The organism is Mucilaginibacter sp. A3364 (assembly GCF_059690715.1).
On the sequence record NZ_JCAWED010000001.1, the window covers coordinates 459,721 to 480,507 of the forward strand.

The 20,787-nt window shown below is 43.2% G+C and carries 20 protein-coding genes; 1 reads left to right on the forward strand and 19 read right to left on the reverse strand.

Going from position 1 to position 20,787, the window contains the following annotated elements; translation table 11 throughout:
• Positions 1 to 124: 124 nt before the first annotated feature.
• The 9 genes from AC59JT_RS01865 to AC59JT_RS01905 form a co-directional block, all read right to left on the reverse strand.
• Positions 125 to 1,549, reverse strand: a complete 1,425-nt coding sequence (locus AC59JT_RS01865) for a hypothetical protein (RefSeq protein ID WP_497395558.1) — start codon at positions 1,547 to 1,549, stop codon at positions 125 to 127.
• Positions 1,530 to 2,099: a hypothetical protein gene (locus tag AC59JT_RS01870; protein WP_497395560.1), complete on the reverse strand. Its 570-nt coding sequence runs from the start codon at positions 2,097 to 2,099 to the stop codon at positions 1,530 to 1,532. The genes AC59JT_RS01865 and AC59JT_RS01870 overlap by 20 nt, the downstream gene beginning before the upstream one ends.
• On the reverse strand, positions 2,096 to 2,653 hold the full coding sequence (locus tag AC59JT_RS01875; protein WP_497395562.1) for an RNA polymerase sigma factor: 558 nt from the start codon (positions 2,651 to 2,653) through the stop codon (positions 2,096 to 2,098). Before AC59JT_RS01875 ends, AC59JT_RS01870 begins: the two co-directional genes overlap by 4 nt.
• A gap of 287 nt (positions 2,654 to 2,940) precedes the next feature.
• Positions 2,941 to 3,495: an AAA family ATPase gene (locus tag AC59JT_RS01880; RefSeq protein ID WP_497395564.1), complete on the reverse strand. Its 555-nt coding sequence runs from the start codon at positions 3,493 to 3,495 to the stop codon at positions 2,941 to 2,943.
• A 61-nt stretch (positions 3,496 to 3,556) separates the two neighbouring features.
• Complete coding sequence (pnuC, locus tag AC59JT_RS01885; protein WP_497395566.1) at positions 3,557 to 4,162, reverse strand: nicotinamide riboside transporter PnuC; 606 nt, start codon at positions 4,160 to 4,162, stop codon at positions 3,557 to 3,559.
• A gap of 292 nt (positions 4,163 to 4,454) precedes the next feature.
• Positions 4,455 to 6,005, reverse strand: coding sequence for a DHA2 family efflux MFS transporter permease subunit (locus tag AC59JT_RS01890; protein ID WP_497395568.1), 1,551 nt, complete (start codon positions 6,003 to 6,005; stop codon positions 4,455 to 4,457).
• Positions 6,006 to 6,058: 53 nt separating this feature from the next.
• Positions 6,059 to 7,120 carry an HlyD family secretion protein gene (locus tag AC59JT_RS01895; protein WP_497395570.1) on the reverse strand — a complete coding sequence of 354 codons (1,062 nt, stop codon included), beginning with the start codon at positions 7,118 to 7,120 and terminating at the stop codon, positions 6,059 to 6,061.
• Positions 7,121 to 7,134: 14 nt separating this feature from the next.
• Positions 7,135 to 8,493, reverse strand: a complete 1,359-nt coding sequence (locus tag AC59JT_RS01900) for a TolC family protein (protein WP_497395572.1) — start codon at positions 8,491 to 8,493, stop codon at positions 7,135 to 7,137.
• 16 nt (positions 8,494 to 8,509) lie between these two features.
• Complete coding sequence (locus AC59JT_RS01905) at positions 8,510 to 9,139, reverse strand: TetR/AcrR family transcriptional regulator (protein ID WP_497395574.1); 630 nt, start codon at positions 9,137 to 9,139, stop codon at positions 8,510 to 8,512.
• A gap of 268 nt (positions 9,140 to 9,407) precedes the next feature.
• On the opposite strand from AC59JT_RS01905, the gene AC59JT_RS01910 reads away from it, so the two are divergent.
• A complete protein-coding gene (locus AC59JT_RS01910) occupies positions 9,408 to 11,885 on the forward strand; it encodes a PIG-L family deacetylase (RefSeq protein ID WP_497395576.1) in 2,478 nt (825 codons plus the stop codon).
• A gap of 59 nt (positions 11,886 to 11,944) precedes the next feature.
• On the opposite strand, the gene AC59JT_RS01915 is transcribed toward AC59JT_RS01910, so the two are convergent.
• From AC59JT_RS01915 to AC59JT_RS01960, 10 genes are all read right to left on the reverse strand, one after another.
• A complete protein-coding gene (locus AC59JT_RS01915) occupies positions 11,945 to 12,487 on the reverse strand; it encodes a YciE/YciF ferroxidase family protein (RefSeq protein WP_497395578.1) in 543 nt (180 codons plus the stop codon).
• Between the two features lie 209 nt (positions 12,488 to 12,696).
• A complete protein-coding gene (gene ku, locus AC59JT_RS01920) occupies positions 12,697 to 13,467 on the reverse strand; it encodes a non-homologous end joining protein Ku (protein ID WP_497395580.1) in 771 nt (256 codons plus the stop codon).
• A 250-nt stretch (positions 13,468 to 13,717) separates the two neighbouring features.
• Positions 13,718 to 14,404 (reverse strand): GNAT family N-acetyltransferase, encoded by a 687-nt coding sequence (locus tag AC59JT_RS01925; protein WP_497395582.1) that lies wholly within the window; start codon positions 14,402 to 14,404, stop codon positions 13,718 to 13,720.
• An 87-nt stretch (positions 14,405 to 14,491) separates the two neighbouring features.
• A complete protein-coding gene (locus tag AC59JT_RS01930) occupies positions 14,492 to 15,274 on the reverse strand; it encodes a DUF6515 family protein (RefSeq protein WP_497395584.1) in 783 nt (260 codons plus the stop codon).
• Positions 15,275 to 15,359: 85 nt separating this feature from the next.
• Entirely contained in the window at positions 15,360 to 16,691 is a 1,332-nt protein-coding gene (locus tag AC59JT_RS01935) for a sensor histidine kinase (protein WP_497395586.1), read from the reverse strand.
• Positions 16,692 to 16,693: 2 nt separating this feature from the next.
• Positions 16,694 to 17,377 (reverse strand): response regulator transcription factor, encoded by a 684-nt coding sequence (locus tag AC59JT_RS01940; protein WP_497395588.1) that lies wholly within the window; start codon positions 17,375 to 17,377, stop codon positions 16,694 to 16,696.
• A 9-nt stretch (positions 17,378 to 17,386) separates the two neighbouring features.
• Positions 17,387 to 18,262, reverse strand: a complete 876-nt coding sequence (locus AC59JT_RS01945) for a hypothetical protein (RefSeq protein WP_497395590.1) — start codon at positions 18,260 to 18,262, stop codon at positions 17,387 to 17,389.
• Positions 18,263 to 18,280: 18 nt separating this feature from the next.
• On the reverse strand, positions 18,281 to 18,601 hold the full coding sequence (locus AC59JT_RS01950) for a hypothetical protein (protein WP_497395592.1): 321 nt from the start codon (positions 18,599 to 18,601) through the stop codon (positions 18,281 to 18,283).
• A gap of 189 nt (positions 18,602 to 18,790) precedes the next feature.
• Complete coding sequence (locus tag AC59JT_RS01955) at positions 18,791 to 19,708, reverse strand: FAD:protein FMN transferase (RefSeq protein ID WP_497395594.1); 918 nt, start codon at positions 19,706 to 19,708, stop codon at positions 18,791 to 18,793.
• Positions 19,709 to 19,978: 270 nt separating this feature from the next.
• Complete coding sequence (locus AC59JT_RS01960) at positions 19,979 to 20,698, reverse strand: hypothetical protein (RefSeq protein WP_497395596.1); 720 nt, start codon at positions 20,696 to 20,698, stop codon at positions 19,979 to 19,981.
• Positions 20,699 to 20,787: the final 89 nt, after the last annotated feature.

Here is a 20,787-nt window from a genome sequence, read left to right on the forward strand (position 1 = left end):
TATACGAGCGATAAATAGCACGATGTATAAGATTTGTCACTACGTTCGAAATGACAGTACTTATCAAAAAGCCCGGGATCATTGAGATTGACCCGGGCTTTTTTGTCCCTGTTGTGCTAAAAACTTAGTCGGTTAAACTAACAGTACTATAGCTGGAATTGATATATATCAGCTTATTAATATTGCCTTTACCTACATAGCCTTTATAGTTTTGTGAAACGCTCCATTTGTCACGTTTATCATTGGTGTCTTTTTGTAAAACGTAAATGTTGGCGTTTTTATCGTAGTTAAAATTGCCGTAGTTAATGGTGACATCAAAATTGGCATTCTGGCTATTGTTAACACCTAACTTAACGTTGGTATATTTAGAGTTGATGGTGAGGTTTTGCAGGTTTTTTGATACATCGCCAATTAACAAACCGCCACCATATTTAGCATTAATATTACCCGAATATATAATGCGGCCAATTTTAGCTGTCGAGTTGCTGATGTTAGCGTTCAATTTTTCGGCCGATACCAGTACCAGGGTGCCGTTTTCAGCATTCAGGTCGCTTTCTTTCAGGCTTTCAATGTTGGCGGTGCCATTGCTTACGTTGATCATGTTGCCGGCGCTTGCCAGGTTTTTGGCAACTAATGCGCCATGCTCGCTGTTTATTACCACGCGGCCGGCCATATCCGGCAGGACAATAGTACCAAAACGGTTGCTTATTTCAAGCGCGTTTTTAGCCGGCATGTATATGGTATAGTTTACAACAATGTTGCTAACTGTGCGCCTGGTAGCAAATAACGATCGGCCGTTTTGGGTTATTTTGGTGGTGAATGATACCATCGAATTAATTTTGGTATCGCTTATCAACACATCACCTTCGTTGGCGGTAACTTTAATGTGTACATCAACCTTAAACTCGTTGCGGTTCCAGGTGTGTACAATTACGTCACCAAAGCTGTTATTAATTATCAGTTTATCATTAGCGTCAACATCGTAGGTTTTGCTGTAATCTTTTTGCTGTATGCTGATCTTTGATTCCTGCATATCGGGAGCAGGCACCTGCTCGTCATCAGGGTCAATATCACGGAAACCGTAAGCCACCGCAGGTATATCGGCCACCTCGGCATTAGCCGGCGAATCGGGATCAGTTCCCAAGCGCAGGCCACGCACTTTTGACTGAATGCTTTGACGTACAGCAGCGCGTTGCGCGGCACGGTCGGCATCGCGGTCGCTTATCACATCGGGCTCAGCAATAGTTAGCATAGCATCGGGCACCATCGGTGTAGCAAAAATGTGCGGCTCTATTTTTTCCATACGTAAGGCCGGCAAAACGTTAAGCCTGATAGCTTTTGACGTTTTTGCACTCACATTTACACCTGTACATTGGGTGGTTTTGCTGGCAATACTAACGCCGGTACAGGTGGTTTTATGTTTTGCACTTGTTTTAACCGTCGCCTTCGCCGATGCTTTAGTAGCAGGCTTTTGGGCAATGCTATTAACCGTAATGGCCAAAAGAGCCATAACTGCGCCGGCCGCGGTGTTAAATACTCTTGATCTCATTGGTGCCTTCCTCTTTTTTCATTTCGTTAAACTGCTCAATAACGTGCAATTGTTGGTTAAGTACCTCGGCTTGTACCTGCAGGTTTTTTACCATGGCACGCAATACCAATCCCTGGTTAGGGCTGTTGGGCAATTGGTTTTTTAGTTGTTTGTAAACCGAATCTAACTTAGAGAGCTCGGTGCTAAACTCTTTATATAACTGCGGGTCGTTTTTAGCCTGCGTTTTCAACTCGTTGCGTTTGTTAGCTATCAGGTTGATGTATTGTGATTGCTGGCGGGCGTACTCGGGGTTAATGGCAACAACGTCAACACCGGCTGCCCTTTCTTTGCGTAAATATAACACGAAACATACGCTCATTACTACAATTACGGCGGCTGCAACACGCATTACAAAACCCAGCGAAAATGTTTTTGCCTCGCGCTTTTTTGGCATGGTTGCAATGGTTGCCGGCATGCTTTTTTCTATCCTGTCCCACAGTTCTAAGCGTGGCTCCAGGTCATCAAACTGGTGTTTGTTCTCTCTAATAAACTCCTCTAATCGCTTGCTCATATTCTTCCTTTCCTTTTAATTATATCGCATAACTTACGCTTGGCGCGTAACAGTTGGGTGCGAGATGTGTTTTCTGCTATGTTTAGTATTTCGCCTATTTCTTCATGGTCGTAGCCTTCCAGTAAATAAAGCGAAAGTATAACCCGGTAGCCTTCGGGTAATTCGTTCATGGCACTTTTAACTACGGCCACCTGGTATTGTATGTCCTCGTCGTCTTCTTCCTCCTCTTCGGCAATATTGTCCATCATGCCGTCTTCAACCTCAACCAGTTCAAGCTTACGTTTGCGCAGCATGTTGATGGAGCGATTTACCACCATTTGTTTCAACCACAAGCCAAACGTTGTTTCCTGCCTGAAATCGCCTATTTTGCTGAAAGCATCTAAAAAAGCCTCTTGTACAATATCCTCAGCATCGCCAATATTACCCACCACCCGAAAGGCAACGTTTAACATCGCTTTCGAGTACAGTTTGTACAGTTCATAACAGGCCTTTTTACTGCCCTGTTTGCATTCAACCACCAGGGAGTAATGCTTATCAACAAATAAGGCTTCCAACGTTTTAGCTTTCAGGTTATAAGACACCAAAAAAATAACCGCGTTGCATGTTGCAACAATATTTTTTCAGATTGTGTGTAATTAGATACAATTGGCCGCGCGCAGGCTCCGCCAGGGGCCACGTGTTTATAGTATTTAACCGTTGACAAATCGACGCCGTAGGTGTCCCGTGTATAAACGAGGCACCTACGGAGCCTGTTATCAGGCATTTCGCTTGCTATAAACACGTAGCTCCTAACGGAGCTCGTAGCGCACGTAATCTTAAGACTATTGTTGAAGGAGAATTATTACAGACTTTTTAAAAAATTATCTATCGCGGTTATGGCATTCTGGTAACGATCATTGGATGTGCCCGAAATCACTACGTAGTCGGCATGCAGCGCTTCAAGCTCCTGGTGCCAAACCTGCATAAAATGTTCGCGTTTGTGGGGGAAATCGCGCAGCGGATCGTCTTGCCAGGGCAGATCAATATTAAGAAGCAGGTAAAAATCATATGGGCGTTTGGGTAACTCGTCCAATACCTCCTGCGGCGCGCTGCCAAACATTTCGTCGCTCCATATTTTTACGGTAAGGAAGGTGGTATCGCAAATAAGCAGTTTGTTGGCCTGTGGCTCCATTTCGGCCTCCAGCATGATCTGGCCGTAAAACATGTTGATCTCGTCCTGCCAGGTAGGCGGAGCGGTCAATCGCTCGCAATAACCACGAGCGTACTCGGGCACCCAAACCGTATTGTAATGCGCCGCCAGGTAAGCCGACATGGTTGATTTACCGGTGGATTCGGGGCCGACGATAGCGATCTTCTTTATATCGAATTTCGATTTTTCGATTTCGAATGTATTCATTGGGTGTATTAAAGCTTAATGATATTAATAAAATTCGAAACTGAACATCTGAAATTCGAAATTAAGAAACCTGTTTCTTCAAATCCTTCCTCCAGTCCACATATCCTATCGCCGCAATAATAGCGTATAGCGCATACATCACCGCCGTTAGATGCAAATCTTTAGAAATATAAACACCAACATATATCACATCCACAAATACCCATATCAGCCAGTTTTCCAATACTTTTCGCGCCAGTAAAATTTGGGCTATTAAGCTGCAGGCGGTACAAAAGCTATCAATGAACGGGAAGGAGGCCGAGGTGTGTTTTAATAAGAACGTGCCCAGCAAAAAGGTAAACAACGCAACACCAACAATGGCTAATATGATCTCGATCTTTTTAATGCGGATAACCGGGGCCTTTTCTTCACTTGGTGGCTTTTGGCTCCAGTAGTACCAGCCGTAAATGTTCATCGCCAAAAAATAAAACTGCAGGCCTACATCGGCAAATAGTTTGGCTTCGTAAAAAATAAAAATGTAAATGCTAACGCTGATGATGGCGAAGGGCCAGTTCCAGATAATGTTTTTGGCGGCCAGGTATACACACAGCAGGCCGGTTATTACGCCTGTAACTTCAAGCAGCGATTGTTGCTGCCACCAGGTTTGCAGCGCGTGTAGTATTGCCATCACTCAAATATATAAAACGGTAACGGCTTTTGGTATTGTAAGCGAAAGAGAAGGGGAGGATGAAGGATAATTCCTTCGGGGAATATTTTTTTCTTACTAAAAAAGCAAAAAATATAACTTCTTAATTAAAAAACGTTTAATTTTATAATAAGATTTAAACAACACCTCCCTGGGTGGATACTTTTTGCTAGCTAAGCCGGGTTATAGGGAGGTTACCTACAATTTAATTGTTAATTTTTGGAAAAAGCCGTTCCGCTGTAAAGCAGAACGGCTTTTGTTGTTTTATGCTATTTTAGTGGGAATCTGTAACCGCTTTCAGTTTCTTTCTGAAAGGTTGCAGATACAACAGCGGTATGGAGAACAACATTACCATGCCTGTAAGCCAATAGGCGTCATCATAGGTAAGTAGTAGGGTCTGCCTGGTAACGACGCCCTCCATCGCTTTGTATGCCATTGTGGTTGCTTCCACAACCGATTTGCCTCCGCTCATAAACTTATGCAGGTAAAAGTTAAACCTGTCTACTGACGGGGAATCATAGTTGGTAATATTCTCCAGCAAAACGCTGCGGTGAAAACCCTGGCGGGTATGTATAATAGTAGTTAATACCGCTATACCGAATGATCCGCCCAATTGGCGCATCATGTTATTCAGGCCCGAGCCTTGTCCCAGTTCGGGGCCTTTCAAATCAGCCATAGCCAGCGTGGTTAATGGCACAAATAACAGTGCCATACCAACGCCACGAATTAATAGGGGTATTAAAACATCTTTTTCGCCTGTTGCCAGGGTTGAGTGACTTAGCATATTAGTGAACACGAAGAACAGAAACATGCCCGCCGTAGCCATAAACTGCGCCGGTATACCTTTGTTCAGCATCTTACCAATAAAAGGCATCATTACAATAGTACACAAACCACCGGGGAACAACAGCTCGCCCGTTTGTTGCGCATCAAAGCCAAGCAAGGTTTGACAAAATACCGGGAATACAAATACCGACCCGTATAAACCAAAGCCCAGTACAAAGGAGGTAAACATACCTACCGCAAAACTTCGATGCCGCAGGATGCCAAAGTTCACGATCGGGTGGTCGGTGCTCATTTCGCGCCAGATGAATAACAGGGTGCCGATTACTGCCGTTGCGGTAAGCACAATGATGTAACCGGTAGCAAACCAATCTTCGCTTTCGCCTTTTTCTAACACGGTTTGTAAGCTACCTACGGCTACGGCAAGCAGGATAATGCCCCACCAGTCTACAGGTTTGCCCTTGCCTTCTTTAGGCGTTTCGTTAATGAAAGTATAGGCAAAAAAGGCAGCCAGTATACCCACCGGGATATTCACATAAAATATCCACGACCAATCATCAAATTTATTAATGATGTAACCACCAATAGTAGGGCCCACCGTAGGGCCTACTACGGCGCCTAAGCCAAATAATGCTGTGGCGGTGCCGATCTGTTCGCGCGGCCAGGTTTCTAATAAGATAGCTTGTGCGGTAGAAATTAAGCCACCACCTGCTAAACCTTGTATAATTCGAAAGACGATCAGCTCGTCCATATTATCGGCATTACCACATAAAAACGATACGATGGTAAAGATGATAATAGAGGCCATAAAGTAATTTTTACGACCAAAGCGACTTCCCAGCCAGCCCGACATGGGCAATATAATTACGTTGGCCACCGCGTAACCGGTAACTACCCAGGCCACATCCTCCAGGGTGGCGCCAAGGTTACCCTGTATATTGGGCAACGCTACGTTCACAATCGTGGTATCTATCAGCTCCAGTAACGAAGCCACGATAACCGTGATGGTGATGATCCATTTTCTAAAACCAGTTTCGGCCATTTTCTTGGATATTTTTTGAATAGTCTGAAGCCGTCCCGACCTCAGACTAAAAATTAATCTTTAATATTAACCGAAACATTCACGCTCATGCCGGCGCGTAGTTTGGCTATATCTTCTTTACTTCCGTTTATTTTAATTTTTACAGGCACGCGTTGTACTACTTTTACATAGTTACCAGTAGCGTTATCCGGCGGTAACAACGAGAATTTAGCACCTGTAGCAGGCGAGAAATTGTAAACACTACCTTCCAGTTTCATATCCGGGTAAGCATCAACGTCAACATCTACTTTTTGGCCATTTTTAATTTTCTCTAACTGCGTTTCTTTAAAGTTGGCGGTAATGTATAAGCTGTTATCGTTAACAATAGCAAACAGGGTTTGGCCCGGTTGCACCAATTGGCCCAACTGCACATTCTTTTTTGATGCTGTGCCGCTTGCAGGTGCAATAACGCGGGTGTATGATAATTGCAGTTTAGCAAAATCAACCTCGGCCTGGCGGGTGTTTACGCCTACGTTGGTAACTTTTAACTCGTTACGGGTGGTACCAACTTGTTGCTCGGCCGCTTTGTATTGATCTTGCGATGCACGGTACGTAGCCTGAGCTACATCCAGGTCAGATTTTGCCTGGTCAAACTGTTGTTGGGTTATTGATCCATCTTTGATCAGGTTAGCATAGCGTTCGTAGTCTTTCTTTACTTTATCTAAACGTGCCTTAGCCGATTCGACCTGCGCACGTGCCGCAGCCGAATTAGCCGCAACCGTGTAAATTTGCGATTCGCCAACACCAACATTGGCAGTAGCGCCAGTTTGCGCGCTTTGTGCCTGTTCCAATTTTACTTTATAATCGCGGTCGTCAATTTTAACCAGTTCCTGGCCTTTGTTAACGTGGGTATTTTCTTCAAACATAATGCTATCCACATAACCACCAACGCGTGCCACAACCGGGCTTATGTCGGCATCTATCTGCGCATCGTCGGTATCAACGTGTTTGCTATAGTACATGTATTCTTTAACGCCGAATATTGCACCACCAATCAGTATAACTCCTAATATAATAGGAAGCACCTTGTTTGGTTTTTTTGCGGGTGCTTCGTGGGTTGTATGTTCTTTTGCCATTTTGTGTCGTCGTATTATTTGTTAAGTTTTCCGGTTGATTTCATTAAAGTATAGTAAGCCAGGCCGGCATCGGCTTTTGCCAGTTCTAAATTGATCTGGGCCTGGTAAAGCAATGTTTCGGCATCAGCTTTATCTGTTGCTGACGCGATGTTGCTTTTGTATTTTGAAGCGAGGATATTATTGTTCTCGCCGGCTTGTTCTATTGATGTTTGCAGCAGTTGGATCTTGTCCATCGCCATCATATAATTTTGATAGTTTTGGTTCACCTCATTCTTTACAGCATCCATGGTGATGCCTTTATTTATGCTTACCTCGTCCTGCTGTATTTTGGCTTCGGCAATTTTGTTTTTGTTGGTCCACAACGTGCCAAAGTTCCAGGCAGCGGTAACGCCTACCATTACAGGGGTTATAAAGTTTCCGCTACGCGGGATTGGATTTGCCGATGCGTCAACATAATAAGCACCTGCCGAGGCTGATAGGGTAGGCGTACTGTTGGCGCGTATGCTTTTTAAATTGGTTTCGGCAATGCGGTTACGTAAATCCAAAGCGGCCAGTTCCTGGCGGTTAGTCACAGCCGAATCAACGTAAGCCTGCAAAGTTTGTATTGATCTTTTAGCCATTGGCAGTTCGTCAATAGTTAAACGGGTGCTTTCAGGTAAACCCAATAATATATTCAGATTATAGTTAATGATCTTGCGATTGCTTTCCAGGTCAATACCGTTCAGCTCCACATTTGAGCGTTGCAGTTGGAAGCGTAAAACATCATTCTTAGTAACCAAACCCTGCTCAAAAAAGCGTTGCGATTGGTGAATTTGCTGATCGATAGTTTCCAAATTTTGTTTAACAACCTTCTGGCTTTGCAGTACTTTATACAGGTTATAATAAGCGCTGATGATCTGGTAGGTAACCTCGTCTTTATCTTTAACCGCATCAAGCTTGGCGATGCTGGTCAGCATATTGGTTGATTCCTGCGCGTATTTAAGGCGGTTACCTGCAAATATGGTTTGGCTTAATGAAGCTATACCTAAAAACGCGTTAGCGCTGCTTGGTAATCTTAAAGTCTCTTCGCCAAGGCTTAATTTGTTGGCCGGTATTTGCACGTGGTTGTAGGCCAGGCTCACGCTGCCTTCGGGAAGGGCGCGGTCTTTTTCCTGGTTGTACTGTGATACCGCCTGGTCAATTTTTGATTGCGACAGCTTTAATGTTTTACTGTTTTGCAGGCCCAGGTCTATGGCTTCCTGTAATCTCAGGTTCCTGTCCTGCGCGTGGGCTTTGTTTGATACCAGCGTTAACAGCAACCATGATATGGCCACAGCTAAAAGTGGTATTTTACAAAGGTGTAGTTTGTGTGATGTATTAAATTGCATTTTCATTGGGTGCGTATATGTTTTAGTTGAATAGGTAGCATTTCAGCAGGTTTTTCATGTAGCTCTTAATCTGCGGCTTCAGCTTTTCCTCGATCATCTTATCGTCCTGTATATCATAACCTAATAAAGCTGATGACATTAGCGGTGTGTTGATGATGTAATTTTTGGTGCCGTAAAGGGTGGCTATTACCATTTTAATATCGGTATCGGCTTTAAACTGACCGGCGGCGATGCCTTCGCTAATGATCTTACCCAGTTCGGTAACGTTTTTCATCAGCATATCGCGGAAACGTTCTGAAAGCTCGTTATTGCGGTTCATGCCCATTTCCTGGTACAGCAGCTTTTGGAAACAATTGTTGTTTACTATCTTCTCGCCATACATATCAATGTAACGTTCCAGTTTTTCCCAGGCATTTAAACCACCGTCGTTGCTCAGGGTTGCCAGTATATCGTGAAACGAGGATATCTTACGCTCGATGATGGCTAAGAACAGGCCTTCTTTCGAACCAAAATAGTAGCTCAGCATGGCCATATTTACACCGGCTTCGCCCGATATTAAACGGGTAGATGCGCCGTCGAACCCTTTATCTGCAAACACGCGCTCGGCAACGTCTAAGATGTGGTCCTTTTTATCTATTTTATCTTTGTCCATAATTTTGATGCAGCAAAATTAATCAATCGATTAATTAATTGCTGTCATTTATTTGTCATCCTGTATAACTTGTTGATTATCAATAGTAAAAAATTAATCGATTGATTAATTTTTAGTCCGAAAGTTGGCAAGTCGGGAAGTCCGAAAGATTTTTAGGGGATATTTTGAGGGTTGTTTTTGTGAAATAACTTGTTAAAGCTCTGTCAACTTTCGGACTTTCCGACTTCCGGACTTTCCGACTTAACTGACTAACCACTATATTTAAACCATGAAGCACCTCAAACTACTTGCCGCAATTGTATTTATAACTACAGGCAGCGTTTTTGCCCAAACCGCGCCACCCGCCGACCTGGTAACCATACAGCAAGGCTTAAAAAAGCTCAATGTTTTAGGTAGCGTACTCTATGTAGCCGCGCACCCCGATGACGAGAACACTCGTCTGCTGGCTTACCTGGCGCAGGAGAAGAACTATCGCACCGGCTACCTGTCATTAACCCGTGGTGATGGCGGACAGAATCTGATAGGTAACGAGCAAAGCGAAATTTTGGGTTTGATACGCACGCAGGAGCTTTTAGCCGCCCGCCGTGTGGATGGCGCCGAGCAGTTTTTCAGCCGGGCTAACGACTTCGGTTTTTCTAAAGGGCCCGAGGAAACCTTGAAGATATGGGACAGGGAAAAAGTATTGGGCGATGCTGTTTGGGTGATCCGTAATTTCAGGCCTGACGTAATTATTTGCCGATTCCCTACAACGGGTGAAGGTGGTCACGGGCATCATACCTCATCGGCCATCATAGCGCAGAAAGCTTTTGCTGCCGCTGCTGATCCGAAACGTTTTCCTGAGCAATTAAAATATGTAAAAGTATGGCAGGCTAAAAGGTTGTTGTTAAATGGTTTCAACTTTGGTGGGGTGAATATCACTTCGGCTTCGCAGTTTAAGATTGACGTTGGGGTTTATAACCCTTTGATAGGTAGAGGATATGGCGAGGTTGCGGCTGATAGTCGTTCTAATCATAAATCGCAAGGTTTTGGTACGGCTAAACAGCGTGGTAGTTCGTTAGAGTATTTTAAAACGATTTTGGGCGATGAGCCTAAGGTGGAACTACTGGATGGTGTGAATACAACCTGGAGCAGGGTGAAAGGTGGCGATGCTATTGTCGCCGATCTGGCTGCTGTAAAGAAGAATTTTGATTTGGAGCATCCCGAAAAATCGGTGCCGGCTTTAGTGGCTTTATTGACTAAAGTGGAGAAAGTAGATGATGAATACTGGCGCGAGCAAAAGGCAAAGCAGTTAAAAGATTTGATTGCCGCATGCGCGGGACTATGGTTTGAGGCGTATGCGATGCAGCCAACTTATGCATTTAGTGATAGTATAGCTATCAACTCGCAGATTTACACAACCAATCGTGAATTATTCGGGTCTCAAGTAAAAGTACATGTCGGCGATGTCGGGGTATTAAACCATGTTTCCGACGGTGGGTTTGTCTTGGACAACGGCAAAATCAAAACTTATACCTTGAAACTTCCGCCAGGTTTTTCGTCGATCACGCAACCCTATTGGTTGGCTGCGCCGCATAAGTTGGGCATGTATACGCTTGCGCAAGATACATTGGCGGGAAATCCAGAGAATCCTGACAATGTTAGCATCACTTTTACGTTTTGGATAGCGGACAAATCGATCTCTTACAAACGCAAGTTGGTGTACAAATACGTTGACCCCGCCAAGGGCGAGATATACCAACCTGTAGTAATAGCCCCACCGGTAACAGCCAATATCGTTAACAAAGACTACGTGTTTAACACTCAGCAAACCCAAACCGTACAAATTAAACTGCAAAGCTTTACCAATGCCACCGGCAGCATCAGTTTAAAACCTGTTGACGGCTGGAAGATTTCGCCACAAAAAATTGATTTTGCCGGTAAAGCCAAAGGCGCTGAATGGGTAGCGTCGTTTGATGTAACACCTACAGATGCTAAGCCTAAGCAAAGTACTTTACAAGCCGTGGTGAATGTGGCAGGTAAAGATTACTCGATGGGGATACAACGTATCGCTTATGATCATATCCCAACTATCACCCTCTTCCCGCCCGCTGAAACCAAACTCATCAACATCGACCTTAAAACAGCCGGTAAGAAAATTGGCTACATAGCCGGTGCCGGCGATGTGGTGCCCGAAGCGCTGATGCAGGTGGGCTACTCGGTGCAACAATTAAGCGAGGCCGATATTATGAACGCTGATTTGTCGGTGTATGATGCTATTGTGGTAGGTGTACGGGCTTACAACGTTAACCCGCGCCTGGTGGTGGAGCAGCCCCGCTTGATGGATTATGTAGATAAAGGTGGTAATATGGTAGTACAATATAATGTATTCAGCAATTTGGTTAATACGCAGATAGGCCCGTATCCTTTCAAAGTAGTTAATCAACGTGTTACCGATGAAAATGCCGAGGTCACCTTCCTCGACCCAACAAACGCAGTACTCAACTATCCCAACAAAATAACAAAAGCCGATTTTGATGGCTGGATACAGGAACGCGGCTTATACTTCGTAAGCAACATTGACAGTCACTACAAAACGCCGCTCCAATTTAATGATCCGGGCGAGTCGCCTAATCCAGGCTCTTTGATCGTGACGGATTATGGAAAGGGGAGGTTTGTGTATACCTCGCTGGCGTTTTTCAGGCAATTGCCTGCCGGGGTGCCGGGTGCGTACAGGTTGTTTGTGAATTTGTTGAGTAAGCCTAAATAAGAAACAAAAAAGCCACCCTTGCAGGTGGCTTTCTTCATTAACATTCAATCTTAAAACAATTATTCTTTTTCAGCGCTTGCGTTAGCGTTGATACCGCTTGTTGCCAATACGGTAAGGTCTTCGTCACAGGCTTTCTCTTCGGCTAAAGTAGCTTCCAACAACTCGGCTGCTTCGGCATAGCCTAATACACCGGCTAATGTGCGTAGCGTGCCATATGATGCGATCTCGTAGTGCTCAATTTTTTGGGCTGCAGAGATGATGCCTGCATCGCGGGTGATGCTGCCGTCTTCGGTGTCTTCAACAATGGCGTCGCCTTCTTTAAGCAGGCCTTCCATGGCTTCGCATTTTTTGGCTACGGCCTTTTCGCCCACGGCTTTAAACACGTCTTCCAAACGGGTAATTTGATTATCGGTTTCTTCTTTGTGTTTAGTGATTGCTGCACGCAGTTCGTCGGAAGTTGCGGCTTTTGCCATTTTAGGCAGGGCTTTGGCCAGGTGTTTCTCTGCCCAATAAATATCCTTTAATTCGTCAATAAATAATTCGTTAAGTGCTGATTCCTGCACATCGGCAGTTTGTTCAGGTGCTTTAGTTTTAGTAGCCATTGGTAAATGTTTTTAAAATAGTTTTTCTGGCGCAGATAAGACAAAAGCAGTGCCAACGATATATTTTTTTAATTAAATAATTTATTTAGAAGTAAAATACGTTCAATGCTTTGGGAAGGGCGGTTTACACCTAATAGTTGTATGTCTAATTACTATACACTTGTACTGTTTTGTAATACGCATATGTTTGTTAAAACAAAAAAGGAAGCTTATGCCCCCTTTTTTGTTTTCAAACTATTCATCAATTGATCATATAGATCATCGCTTTTGGTGGCATGTGGTGTGAGTTTTTTGACTTTGGCGCGTTTGCCTTTTGATTTAGCTTTGATAATGTTCAGCAATGAATCGGTATACTCGTCTTTAAACTTGGAAACATCAAACTTTTCGGCATACTGATCTATCAGCGATAGGCCCATATCCAGCTCCTTTTTGCTGATGGTGACTTTATCGCTCAACTTCAAATCCTCGGTACTACGTATCTGCTGTCCGAAACGGATACGGGTAACCACCAGTACATTGTCAACCGGGTGTACCATACACAGGCTTTCGGTACTGCGCAAAACAAAGCGTGCTAATCCGGCTTTCTTTGATTTTTTTAAGGCTTCCAGCAGGAGGGCGTAGGCTTTGTTGTTTTTGGTATCCGGTTCGGTGTAGTACGATGTTTCGTAAAACATGGGGTTTACCTCATCAATTTCAACGAAGCTTTCAATGGTGATGACTTTGCTTTTTTCGGGCGCGGCATCTTCAAAGTCGCTGTCGTCCATTACTACATATTCATCGTTAAGCTTGTAGCCTTTTACAATTTTTTCGTAAGGTACTTCTTTATGCGTATGCTCGTTAACGCGCTGGTAACGGATGCGCGAGTGATCGCGGCTATCCAGCATATCAAAATCAAGCGACGTAGTTTGCACCGCCGAAAATAATTTTACAGGTATACTCACCAAACCAAAACCAATTGAACCTTTCCAGATAGATCTCATAGCTAATGTATTATGTAAGAGATATAACTGTTTATTACCAAAAAGGGTTTTAAATAAATAGTACCATAATACAATTTAGCTCCGTAGGAGCTACGTGTTTATAGCTAATCTGTAAAAGCAGCACGCTCCGTAGGTGCGTCGTAAAGCATACTTATTAGACGGCGCACCTACGGAGCGTAAATTCCAGTGGATGTTTTTGCTATAAACACGGCGCTCCTACGGAGCGATTTTGCCGGGTAGGTATGCCTGGTTAGGTTTGTTCAATATTCTTTTTTAAAATATAGAAATACACCTTCGTGCGCGTTTCAAATCCCATGCTTTCATAAACCTTTACCGCGCGTTCATTATCATCTCTTACATGCAGAAACGGAATGTTCCCTTCACCAATAACGCGGTTGCAATGGTTTTGTAGCAATAGCCTGGCATAACCGCGACCGATATAATCGGGATGCGTACACACAGCGCTTATTTCTGCATAAGGCAAAGGGTTCATGCGCTGACCGGCCATCGCTACCAGCTTATCGCCATCAAAAACGCCCCGGTAATGGCCAAAATCAATAGTGCGCGTAGCAAACGGACCGGGATTGGTTAGTTTAGTTAGTTCCAGCATTTGGGGGATGTATTCGTCTGTAAGCGTGATCAATTCGGTTTCGTCTATCGGCACAACGCCGCTTTTATAAACCATTTGCAAACCCGGTACGCTATGAAGCACGGTCCACATAGGTGGAATCTCGATTTCAGGGAGAGATTCAAACGCTACTACGTTATGTGGCACTATATCATACAACTGCTTGAAATTGTCGGCTGTATTTTCTTTAAATCCCGCAAAAGGCGAGACTGCCTCGTCGAAATATTTTACCTCATCGGTGCCATTTGCAAGATTTGCATTGCCTGTTTTTAATGCGAAATAAACCGGGTTATCTAATACGTAGTCCATAACAGCGCAAACCTAAAGAAAAGTAAATGGGCAACCAACAAAAAAGGCCACCCACCGGGCAGCCTTTACAATGCAATTATTGTTTAATTAATTGTCGTTATCATCACCTTCAATACTAGCTACGCGATAGGCTTGGTTACCCTTTTCATCGTGTATGGAAACATAGTACACACCATCCGGTGATACAAAGTAGATTTCGCTACCAAGCTTAACGCGGCGTGAACCTTCAGGTATATTCAACACCACTTCGCCAACCCGGGCAGGTGCATATTTGGCACCACCGCCGTTAACCGCGCCGGTATTTAGCGTTCCGTTTTTGCCGGCTACTACATATAGCTTTTCGCCATTATCGTTAACTACCTCGTTATAATAAACGCCCTGGTATTCGTAAAAATCAATGCCGTCTATGCGTATTGGTTTGGCTCCGCGGGGTAATTTAGGTACCGCGGCACCTACGGGGGGAGTAGTTACCACATAACCATCTTCGTACGGGCGATAAAAGGCGCCATTAGCATAATAATATTGATCGGCACCCATATAAAACGGGTAATAGCCATAAGGCAGTGTGCTCATGTAAAAGCCTACACGCGGGTAGCCATAATAACCAAAAGCCGGTCGGCCCCACCCGTAACCATACCCTAAACCAAAGCCCAAACTTAAGCCACTGCGCACACTGCCGCCAAAACCACCACGACCAATGCTTATACCACCGCCGCCAAAACTGCCACCGCCGCCACGGCCAACAGCTACGTTACCGCCGCCGCCACTTGCATGGGCGCCACCGCGTTGTGCATCGGCACTTAAGCCTGTAGTTAACAAAACTGCCCCGGTTAAAAACAACCCGGCAGCATACTTCTTCAAACTGTTCATATCTCTTCTCAACCTCTCTCTGTTTTTATTTATATGTTAGACGATTTTGAGTTAAAACGGTTTAATTATCCTTAACTAATTTTTGTCATTTTTCGGTCAGTTCCGGCGGGAAGATAAGCTTGAACGTACTACCCATATTTTGCTCCGATTGTACATCCACTTCAATGCCATGAAACGTAGCAATCGACTTCACAATAGGCAGCCCCAGCCCAAAACTATCCTGCTGTAGTGATTGCCTGAACTTTTTAAAACGATTGAATATAAATGGTAATGCCTCGGCGCTGATGCCTATGCCGGTATCCTGAACGGATACGACAAGGTTGTTATTTTCTAAACCGGCAGTAATATTGATCTGTCCGCCTTCGCGGTTGTATTTAATCGCATTATTCACCAGGTTAAATACCAGGTTAAACAGCAGGAACTTGTTTACATTAACCAATATATGGTTGCTTTGTACATTCAAATTGCAGGTAATGTCCTTATCTAGCAGGCGTACCGATATCTCATCATAAACCTCGTTCAGTAGTTCGTTTATGCTGATGCTGTCTTCTTTTAAAAACTGTTCGTTCTCTATTTGCGATATGAGGAGCAGCGTTTTGGTTATGCTTTTAAGGCGGTTCAATATCTTCTGCATTTCCTCCAGCCGCACTTTCAATTCGTCGCTAACATCTTCCTGTTCAAACAGGTTCTCAATTTTTGATTGCATGATGGATATCGGCGTCATTAACTCGTGCGAAGCATTGGATATAAACTCCCGTTCTTTGTGGAAAGCGGCTTCAATAGCCTCAATCATTTTATGAATGCTGATATCGAGATACTGGAAATCGGATGTACTGGTTTTTACCTCCCTGTAGGTGCCAAAATTAGGGAACTTATGCCCGATCAACTTCGTTTTAATAATGAGCCCCAAAGGCCTTAAAATGCGATTGGTGTACAACTGATCGGCCATAATGGTGAGCAGTATCATGCCTATCAGCACCACCAATGCTATGTTTTGCAGCGGCGCACTGGTTTCGTCAAGGGTATCAACGCTTTTGCCAATCTCCAGCAAATAGTTTTGGTTTTGTAGTTTGAAAGTATGGCTCAGTATCCTGTATTCAATGGTATCGCGCTCCACCAGGCGGCGCTCGTTTTTAATGGTATCCAGGAAGTATTTGGGTTCAACCTCCTCAATGGTAAGGTATTCTTCCTTAAGCGGGAGATAGTAACTACCGTAAGTTTCGCCGGGCAAAATGTAATCGCCAATGCCTTCGGTTTTAACAATTTGCAGCAGTTTGTTTTTTTGCTTGATGAGTTTATTATCCACGTAGTGGCTACTAACGTTGTTAATGAGCAGAGGTACCAACAACACAAACAACACCACTATCACCAGTTTTGATATGGCGTTAAACAGCGTTAATTTGGTTTTTAGTTTCAATATTAAGCGTTCATCTTAATTTTATAGCCCAGGCCGCGCACGGTTTCCAGCCAATCGGGCGCTGCAAAGGCGTTTAGCTTTTTGCGTATATTTTTAATATGGGCATCAATATAGTTCGAGTCGTAATCGTCATTAATAATGCTGCCCCAAATATGCTCGCTTAGTTGGGTGCGGGTAAGCGTGCGGTTTTTATGTAATATCAAATAAGCAATCAGGTCAAATTCTTTTTTGGTGATGGCGCTTACAGTATTGTTTTGGTGGCTGATGGTCCTGTCGGTTAAATTGATCACAAAATCGCCCAGCTCAACAATGTTTTGCTTTAAGCCAAATTTACGGCGTATAATGGCCTGCATGCGGCTTTGTAGTTCTAATAATGAAAATGGCTTAGGCAGGTAATCATCAGCACCCAGATCCAAACCACGTACCCTGTCGTTCACCTCGGCGCGGGCTGTTAGTATAATACAGGCAGCGTCCGGATTGTTTTTCTTGGCTTCTTTTAACAGGTCCAGCCCATCATAATCGGGCAGGCCAAGGTCTATCAAAATAAAGTCGTAAAGGTTAGTGCCAATCTTCTCGGAGCCCGAAACGCCGTTATAGCATACATCGCACACATAATTGTGGTTGCTTAAAAACAGCTTTACCTCGTGCGCCAGGGCTTCTTCATCCTCAATTATCAAAACATTCATTATACCGTATTAGTAAAAAAGGTAATAAAATGTAAGATTAAGAAAAGATTCCCTTTTATTCATCAACGAGCCCTGCACATTTACCGGGATAGAGTAGCGGTAAGCAGCCTCGAACGTGTAATGCGGCCTGTTGTAGGCTATGGGCAGCTTAAAGCTGTAGTTAAGCACATTGATACGGCCATTGTTATATTGGTAAGGCGCATTGGCCGATTGAAAAATATTATCAGCAATTAACCGTGTACGATTATCAAGCGAATAGTTGCGCACAAAGTTTTGCGTACCAACAATCATACTTACACCGGGATTGAAGGTAATATAATCATCATCAGCAAATAATCGCCAGTTAGGTTCAATGTATTTGGACTGACTTAGCGAAATAAAGAAGTCGTTTGATTTGCCGAAAAGGTAGTCTAGCGACACGCTTGATTTAAAAGGCCCCCAATCATAGGTGTTTTTAAAGTTGATATCGTTATTAGTGGCCGATTCGATAATGCGTTGCTCCTTATTAAAAATGAAACGGGTATAGCTTATCGAACCCGAATATTTTTTTGTAGGGCGAAACAGGTAACCACCACCAACATCTATCTCGTCAATTGAGGTACGATACCCGGTTAAACGCAGCAAAGTGCCATAAACAAAAAAGCCGTTCTTGGTATTATAAATAACGTCTACCGTATTGAAGGGGTAGGCCACAGGACCGGTACGGCCAAAAAACATGGCATCGCTACCATAACTCACGCCTACTGATATTGATTTTTTGCGCACAATAGTATCCGTATCAGCAACCAGGCCCGTATCTGCCAGGGCAATAACATACCGTTTACCGTTGTTGGCGGCGGCAGCGTTGCAGGTAAGCAGTAAAAGCAATAATTGCAGGTACTTCATTAATTGTTGTGGTTAAGGTTAATTATTATTACGTCTGGGTATCTCGGGCGGGCGTTCCATACCGGCCGGCCTTTGTTCCCGCTTAGCTTTTGGCTTGGCGGCATCATCATCCAGTTTTTCGGGTTTGGTTTGCCGCTTTGATTTTGATACTTCTTTTATCTTGTTTTTGTCGTCTTCCTCTTTTTTCTTTACGATGATAGTGTCTGTTAACCGGCCAATATACAAAACACGTAAATCACGACCTCGTATAAGATCATGTCCATCGGTTTTTGTTACGGCGGAGGATAAACCCGGTGCAAATATTAACAACATTACAATATACGCAAACCACTTCATCATCGAGTTAAATGTATATGTTAAAAGTTGTTAACTGAGGGTGTTTAATGAGTCAGCCACGCGGAAGCAGCTGATGGTTTTATAATAATTTATCAAATTTTGATAGCCGTTTGGCTATAGCAAAGCGCTGCAAACGATTGCAGTGCCGCCCCATAAAACTACAGTTTAATTTTATGGAAGCAAAGCCCGAAGCTATGCTATTTGAATATCTTTTGAGGTAAAGGCGCGGTTTTGATCGTCAATAAACACACAGCCTATTTGGTTTAATTTATTAACCAAATACAAGCCGCCATTAATGCCCATAGCCATTAAAGGTTTCGCCATAGCATCGGCAAACTCGGCCGATGGGCTAAGCACGCTTACGCTTTTGGTAAGGCTTACGTTAAAACCAGTTTTGGCTTTTTTTGCAGGCTCATCTGTGTTAAATGAGGTAGCCATAGCCATGTTGCTGATCTCGATATTAGCCAAAGCCGCCGCTTTATTGCGCGGGTCGGCCTGTGCAACTGTCCATGGTTCCATATCTGGTTGCAGGCCCCAGGTAAGCAGGTTACCATCGGCATTAATAACGCCGCTGCTAACACCGTGCAGTTGTAAAATATATCTGGCTCTGTCGGCAGCGTAACCTTTGCTAACTGCTGCAAAACCAATACGCATGCCTTTTTCTTTTAAAAACACGGTTGAGTTTTTGGCATCTAAAACCACGCCTTTGTAGTTTACATTGGCAATGGCGTAAGGTATAGCATGGATATTGCTGTTAGCGGTATCGGCATCTATAAATAATTTATCGGCGCTGTAGTAGGTAAGGTCAAATGCTCCGTAAGTTAATTCTGATATTTTTAACGATCGTGAGATCAGTCTGAAGATCTCGCCGCTAACCTGCACCGGTTGTATGCCCGCGTTGCGGTTAATGGTATTTATAGCACTGTCGTCGCCAAAGGCGCTCAACAGTTTTTCAATACGGTTTATTTCTGCAATTGCGCTGTCAATACGCTCGTGGGCCCAGATAGGGTCGCTACCAACTACACTAATTTCAAATTGGCTGCCTATTAAACGCACAGTGTGCTTGTAAATAGTTAAGTTATTTGATATTTCTTTTTTTAGAGCCAGCATAAAATAAATTTTAAACTATCAGACCATTCCTCACCTTATAAGTTACAATACAGTTCAAAATCTGCATAAATACCCTATAATACCTTACTAAGGTAGCCGGCTATTATGAAAATAACATGAAAAGGGAATTTGCAGAAAGGCAAATTTTAATGTGCAAATATGCAGATGTGCTAATGTGCAGATGGATTGGATATGCAAATATGCGAATGTGCAAATATGCAGATGTTTTATCGTGTATAATTTACACTTTGTTCGAATTTTAGCGGCAATTTATAATTCAAATAGCTTATAATATAGTATTACTATTACTGAAAGCAATACTATCAACATCCACCATGATCTGCGTTTAAGATCAGGGACAATGTGTGGAGCAGTTTTGATCTTGTAAAATCCGAATGCAAAAAGAACTATTAAGAAAGCTCCGCATAAGCCAATAATTATTTTACTGTCACTAACATAGAAGCCAACACTGGCAACCATTGTTAATAGTAGAGTCGCTATACGGTATCGTTGAAATAAATTGGGATTTGCTTCTGTAATTGGCCTTATTTTTTGTAGTAAGTCTTCGATATCATTATAATTTTCTAAAAAAGTATTTACATCAATTGCATGACCTTTTTTTTGACCTTTAATGAGCATACCTAGCTGATAACGATCAATTCGTGTTATCTCGTTAAAAGATAAAGTAATTGGGGCCATATTGCTTTGCTGGCGCGAAAAATAGTCATCTCCGACAATAAGCCTATAACTGTAATAAATCTCTCGTTGCTGTTTTAGTTTTTTTAAGCCGATATAAGTAAAAACCGCAACTATAAAAAGTAGTACTAAAATTAATGAAGTCCAATCTGTTTGGCTATCAATAGGTTCGCCAGAAAAATATGCAATAGACGTGAATGTTAAGATAATGAGTGATATCCTAAAGATTAACCGTTTTATGAGTAGTTTTTTAAAAGAAGGGTAATTTTCTTCTGAGTTTTTATATTCAGTCATATAAGGCTAAGTTTGTCTACCAATATAATAAAAATGCGGATGACAAATGATTAATAATCTGCACATCCGCACATCTTCATATCTGCACA